Here is a 6189-nt window from a genome sequence, read left to right on the forward strand (position 1 = left end):
GCTCGACCTCGATCGGATACCCGTCGGGGGCGGCCGAGGCGACCCGGACGAGTCCGGCGGCCGAGCGGCCGGTCCCGCTGCTCTTCTCGTACGCGATGACGCCGCTGCACGAGACGCTCGAAGAGTTGCTGCAGACCAAGCAGGCCCCGGTGTACGTCGTGCACTTCACCCAGGCCGCCGCGCTGGAGCGGGCACAGGCGCTGATGAGCGTCAACGTCTGCACCCGCGCCGAGAAGGACATGATCGCCCAGGCCATCGGCGGCTTCCGGTTCACCTCCGGCTTCGGCAAGACGCTGTCCCGCCTGGTCCGCCACGGCATCGGTGTGCACCACGCCGGCATGCTGCCCAAGTACCGCCGACTGGTGGAGACGCTCGCCCAGGCGGGCCTGCTCAAGGTCATCTGCGGTACGGACACCCTCGGCGTCGGCATCAACGTGCCGATCCGCACCGTGCTGTTCACCGGCCTGTCCAAGTACGACGGCGTGCGTACCCGGCTGCTCAAGGCGCGCGAGTTCCACCAGATCGCCGGCCGGGCCGGTCGGGCCGGCTTCGACACCCTCGGCCGGGTCGTCGTGCAGGCCCCCGAGCACGTGATCGAGAACGAGAAGGCGCTCGCCAAGGCCGGTGACGACCCGAAGAAGCGGCGCAAGGTGGTCAAGAAGAAGCCGCCGGAGGGCTCCATCGGGTGGGGTCAACCCACCTTCGACCGCCTGGTGTCCGCCGAGCCGGAGCCGCTGACCTCCAGCTTCCAGGTCAGCCACTCGATGCTGCTCAACGTCATCGGCCGCCCCGGCGACGCGTTCGCCGCGATGCGGCACCTGCTCACCGACAACCACGAGGACGCGGCGGCGCAGCGCCGGCACATCCGCCGGGCGATCGCCATCTATCGGGCGCTGCGGGCCGGTGGCGTGGTCGAGGAACTGCCCGAGCCGGACGAGACCGGGCGGCGGGTCCGGCTCACCGTCGACCTGCAACTGGACTTCGCGCTCAACCAGCCGCTGTCGCCCCTGGCGCTGGCCACCATCGAGTTGCTGGACACCGAGTCCCCGTCGTACGCGCTCGACGTGCTGTCGGTGATCGAGTCGATCCTCGACGACCCCCGCCAGGTGCTCTCCGCGCAGCAGTTCAAGGCGCGCGGCGAGGCGGTCGCCGCGATGAAGGCCGAGGGCATCGAGTACGAGGCCCGCCTCGAACTGCTCGACGAGGTGACCTGGCCGAAGCCGTTGGCCGAGCTGCTGGAGAACGCGTACGAGATGTACCGGCAGGGGCATCCGTGGGTGGCCGACCACCAGCTCTCCCCCAAGTCGGTCGTCCGCGACATGTACGAGCGGGCGATGACGTTCACCGAGTTCGTGCAGTTCTACGGGCTGTCCCGGTCCGAGGGGCTGGTGCTGCGGTACCTCGCGGACGCGTACAAGACGCTGCGGCAGACGGTGCCCGGGGAGGCCAAGACCGAGGAACTCGTCGACCTGATCGAGTGGCTCGGCGAGTTGGTCCGGCAGGTCGACTCCAGCCTGATCGACGAGTGGGAGCGGCTGCGCAACCCGGGCGACCTGCCCGACGTCGCCGCCGCGCTGGACGACCGACCGGCCGCGGTGACCCGCAACGCGCGGGCGTTCCGGGTGCTGGTGCGCAACGCCCTGTTCCGGCGGGTGGAACTGGCGGCGTTGCGACACTGGGACGCCCTCGGCGAACTGGACGCCGAGTTCGGCTGGAACGCCGACGCCTGGGCGGACGCCCTGGAGCCGTACTTCGAGGCGTACCCGGAGATCGGCACCGGGCCGAACGCCCGTGGCCCCGCGTTGCTCATGATCGAGCAGGGTCGCGAACGCTGGACCGTCCGGCAGATCCTCGACGACCCGGACGGCGACCACGACTGGGGCATCAGCGCCGAGGTCGACCTGGCCGCCTCCGACGAGGCGGGGGCGGCGGTGGTACGCGTCACCGACGTCGGCCAGCTCTAGGCGTACCCGGTTACTCGACCCGACGGACCACCGGCAGCGCGACGCGCCGAGCGGGCCCGGGCTTCGTCGTACCCGGGGATCGTCGGCACAAAATGGGGCGTTCCTCAACAGCGGGGGTCGACGCTCACATGCCAGCACATAGGCGACGGATTCAACCCGGGCAGCGCTCCGCCGACAGCGCCGTCGTGGTGCTCGTGGCGGCGTCGTTCGGCCCGTACGTGGTGTCCGGTGTCCGCACCGAGCAGCTCGCCGTCTGCGCCGTCGCCGTGCTCGCGTTCCTGGCCCGCGCCCGACGCCTGCCGACCGCCCCCGGGCCGGTCGTGGCGCTCGCCGCCCTGCTCGTCGCCTATCCGACGGTCGCCGCCGTGGCGTCGATCGGCGACGCCCACCTCCCCACCGGGATGCGCGCGGTCGGCTTCTGGGCCGGGCTGGACAACCTGCTCCTGCCGGCGATCGTCCTGGCCGCCGGCTACCTGATCGTCTCCGGCGACGTCGACCGGCTGCGGTTGCTGCGGTTCGCCGCCGGGACGCTCGTCACGATCCTCGCCGCCAACGCGATCCTGGCGTACGCGATGCTGATGGACCCCGGCGCGTACGACCACATCCTGACCGCCTGGTGGAGTGGCGACACCGGCACGGTGACGACCGCCGAGCGGGCCGCCACGATGGGCCGCTACTCGGGCGTCTTCAACCAGCCCGCCGAGGCCGGTGTCATGTACAGCCTCGGGCTGGTCGCCGCCGTGTTCCTGCTACGCCGCCGGCCCGTCCCGCTGGCCGTCGCCGGAGTGCTCCTCGCCATCGGCGGCCTCCTCACCGCGTCCAAGATCTTCCTGCTGGTCGGGCTGCCGGTGGCGATCTGGCAGACCTGGGCCGGCTCGCCGTGGCGTACCCGCGTCGGCGCCGCCCTGGCCGTCAGCGGCGTGCTGGCCGTCTTCGACCATCAGGCGCGGCGGCCCGACTCGCCGATCGGCGGCATGCTCCTCGACGCCTGGCTCACCCCCGGCGAACAGTCCGGCAGCCTCCTGTCGCTGTACTCGGCCCGCCGCTTCGGCGAGAACTCGACGCTCGCCGACGCGGCCGGGATCGTGTTCACCCACTCGCCGTGGACCGGCTTCGGCCTGGACGGGCTGCGGGTCGCGTACGACTCGGCGTGGGTGGAGGCGTTGGTGATGGCCGGCATCCTGGGCGTGGTGGCGCAGACCGCGATCCTGACCATGCTGGTCGTGCTCTGGTGGCGGTCCCGCCGACGGACCGACCGCGCCGTGGTGCGGTTCGGCGCCGGGCTGCTGGTCGTGGTGGTCGTCGGTTCGCTGGGACTGCCCACCACCACGGTCAACCGGGTGGCGACGGTGGTGTGGCTGCTGGTGGCGCTGCTGCTCGTGACACGGCTGGCCGCCCCGGCCGTGACGGTGACGGAACCGCACCGGACCCCGCCCATCACGCGGCGACTGGCGCCCCCACCCCGTCGGCCGACGACGCCGATCCGCGCATTGGTCCCGCTCGGAGCGGCGTCCCGAGAATGGTCGGCAAGTCGGCGTCAGCGCGGTCCGATGAGCCCCTTATCTCCCCTGGGCGATGTCAGACCCGTCGATTAGAATGTATGTACTAATCGAGTTCCTGACCTGGGAGGATGCTCGTGACCGCGCCCACCTCCGCCCCCCTCACGCCGTACGCCACCCTTCTCGGCTTCACCCGGTACGTCGGCCGCACCGGGCCCACCAAGGCCAGCTTCGTCGGCGGCCTGCGTCGGCAGCGGGCCAGCCGCTCCGGGTTCAACCCGCACGGCCAGTTCGTCAAGGCGCTCAAGGCCGACATCGCCTTCCACACCGGCGGCACCCACCTCACGCAGGTGGTCGACGTGGTCAAGCCCCGCTGGCGACCGCTCTACCAGAACCTGGTGCCCGGCGCGACCGCCTGGCTGCACTCGCTCGGCGAGCCGGCCACCGTCGACCTGGCGCAGACCCGCGACGCCCTCGCCATGCTCGGCGACCTCCCCATCAAGATCAACCCACACTTCGGCATCCGGTACGCCGACGGCCGCGCCGAGGCAGTCCGTCTGCACTTCGACGAGGCGCCGCCCAGCGAGGAGGCCACCCTGGCCGCCCTGCACCTGACCGCCCGCCACATGGACGCCGTCCTGCCGCACGCCGAGCCGGTCCTGGTCGACGTCCGGCGTGGCACCACCCACCGGATGCCCGACAACGCCAAGCCCCAGGAGATCGAACGCTGGCTGGCCGGCGAGGCCGCCGCCTTCCGCGCCATCTGGTCCGCCGCCGCCTGACTTCCCGCTCCCCTGCTCCTCTTGGCTGCTTGTCCGCTCGTCCGCACGTCCGCACGTCCGCACGTCCGCACGTCCGCACGTCCGCACGTCCGCAACTGATCATCCCGTTGTTCTCGGTCGGCTCCCCGTTTCTCTTCGGACTCAATGGTGGTCCGGTGCCAGCCGGTGCCGGACCACCCGCCCGCCGAGTCGGGGTGCCCCGCTGCCACGGCCCACCGAGATCCAGCCCAGCGTCGGATCAGCCCCGGCGGCGCGGTGGCCGCCGACAGGTCCCCTGGCCGCCGAGGGCACCTGGCCGCCGAGGGCACCTGGCTCGGCTGGCCACGGCCGCCGAGGAAGGACACCAGGCTGTCGGCAGGTCGCCCCTGCACCGGCTGTCCAGGAAGCGCACCCGGGCGGTCGGCAAGACCCGCAGCCGCCGATGGAACACCGCCTGTCGACAGTTCACTGGCCGCCGAGCGCATGGGGCTGTCGGTCGCACCACGTTGCTCCGAGGTCGGATGCCGTTGTCCACAGGCATGGACTGCCAGCGGGCGACGGTTGTCCACAGGGGCAGCGGAGACGCAGCGCGCTCGTCCAGGGTGGGCCCATGCCGGTATCTCCCAGACGGCCCCCGGAACTACGCGGGCGCCTCTTCCGAGGCTCCGAGGTGGTGGCCCGTGGGCTACTCACTCGTACCCAGCTGCGCAGCGAAGCCTGGCGACGACTCTTCCGGGACGTCTACGTCGACGCTCAACTCGCGGTGACGCACCGTACCCGCTGTCGCGCGGCGCGGCTGGTCCTCCCACCCGGCGCGGCGGTCGCGGGCCGCAGTGCCGCCGCGTTGTTCGGCGTCGGCGAGGTCCGCGTCGGCGAGCCGATAGACGTCCTGGTTCCCACCGCGCTGCGACTCGGGCCGGTGGCGGGCCTGACCGTGCACCGCGCCGACGTGACCGTGGACGAGATCGCCTCGCTTTCCGGCATCCCGGTCACCACCCCTCGACGCACCTGCTGGGACCTCGCCCAGTGGCACCCCCTCGAAGACGCGGTCGCGGTGGTCGACCGGCTTGCCTCCGCAGGTGTCGTCCGACTCGACGACGTGGCGGACCTGGCCCGCGCCCGCCTCGGTACCCGTGGCGGGAAACGACTGCTGCGGGTGGTCGAGTTCGCCGACCCCGGGGCCGAGTCGATGCCCGAGTCACGTCTTCGGGTACGCATCGTGCAGGCCGGACTGCCGAGACCCGTCACCCAGTTCGTCGTGGAGCGTGCGGGCAGATTCATCGCCCGCGTCGACCTTGCCTGGCCCGAGCATCGGGTGGCCGTCGAGTACGACGGACTCTGGCACCACGACCCGGACCAGTTCCACCGCGACCGACGCCGCCTCAACCGCCTGCTCGGCACCGACTGGCTGGTACTCCACGTCACCGCCAAGCGCCTCCGCGACGATGTCGACGGCTTCCTCACCGAACTCCGCCACGCACTGGCCACCCGCCGCCCCTGAACCCGCCGCCACCACTGACCCGCCGACCGTCTTGGCCGCCGCTACCACTGACCCGCCGCCACCCTTGCCCGCCGCCGCCTTTGACCGGCCGCCACCCTTGCCCGCCGCCACCCCTCACCCGCCGCCTACGACCACCGGTCATCCCTGACCTGCCGCGTCTGACCACCGGTCACCCCTGACCGACCGCCACCCCTGACCGACCGCTACCGCTGACCGACCGCGGTCCCCGACCAACCGCCTTCTCCAGTCGAGAAGGTGGGCCAGCCCGCCGCCAGCCTTGACCCGCCTGTCGACGCAGCCCGGCCTGGCCTGCGGCGATCGAGTGCGCGGGCCCGACGCGCCAAGCTGCAAGATCCGCGCAACTTCATTGAAGTAGTTCCATCCTGAATCCGCTGGCCAGTAGGTCTTGACGGTGGGGTGGTGGTGGGTGTTTGAGCAGGTCCACGAAGAGGTGATCTTCGGGT

General features: G+C 71.7%; 4 protein-coding genes. All 4 read left to right on the forward strand.

From position 1 onward, the window contains the following. A partial coding sequence (locus tag ACWDVW_RS32420) for a DUF3516 domain-containing protein (RefSeq protein WP_449956751.1) occupies positions 1-1964 on the forward strand: 1964 nt, incomplete at its 5' end. Positions 1965-2092: 128 nt separating this feature from the next. Then, a complete protein-coding gene (locus tag ACWDVW_RS32425) occupies positions 2093-3559 on the forward strand; it encodes a hypothetical protein (protein ID WP_449956753.1) in 1467 nt (488 codons plus the stop codon). A 41-nt stretch (positions 3560-3600) separates the two neighbouring features. Next, positions 3601-4245, forward strand: a complete 645-nt coding sequence (locus tag ACWDVW_RS32430) for a hypothetical protein (RefSeq protein ID WP_449956756.1) — start codon at positions 3601-3603, stop codon at positions 4243-4245. 589 nt (positions 4246-4834) lie between these two features. Continuing rightward, positions 4835-5725: a hypothetical protein gene (locus tag ACWDVW_RS32435; protein ID WP_449956759.1), complete on the forward strand. Its 891-nt coding sequence runs from the start codon at positions 4835-4837 to the stop codon at positions 5723-5725. The last annotated feature ends 464 nt before the right edge of the window (positions 5726-6189 follow it).

The sequence above is a fragment of the Micromonospora sp. NPDC003241 genome, assembly GCF_053589795.1.

Coding starts and splice junctions, on each gene's coding strand:
- ACWDVW_RS32425 (WP_449956753.1), top strand. CDS start 2,093: ATGCCAGCACATAGGCGACGGATTCAACCCGGGCAGCGCTCCGCCGAC.
- ACWDVW_RS32435 (WP_449956759.1), top strand. CDS start 4,835: ATGCCGGTATCTCCCAGACGGCCCCCGGAACTACGCGGGCGCCTCTTC.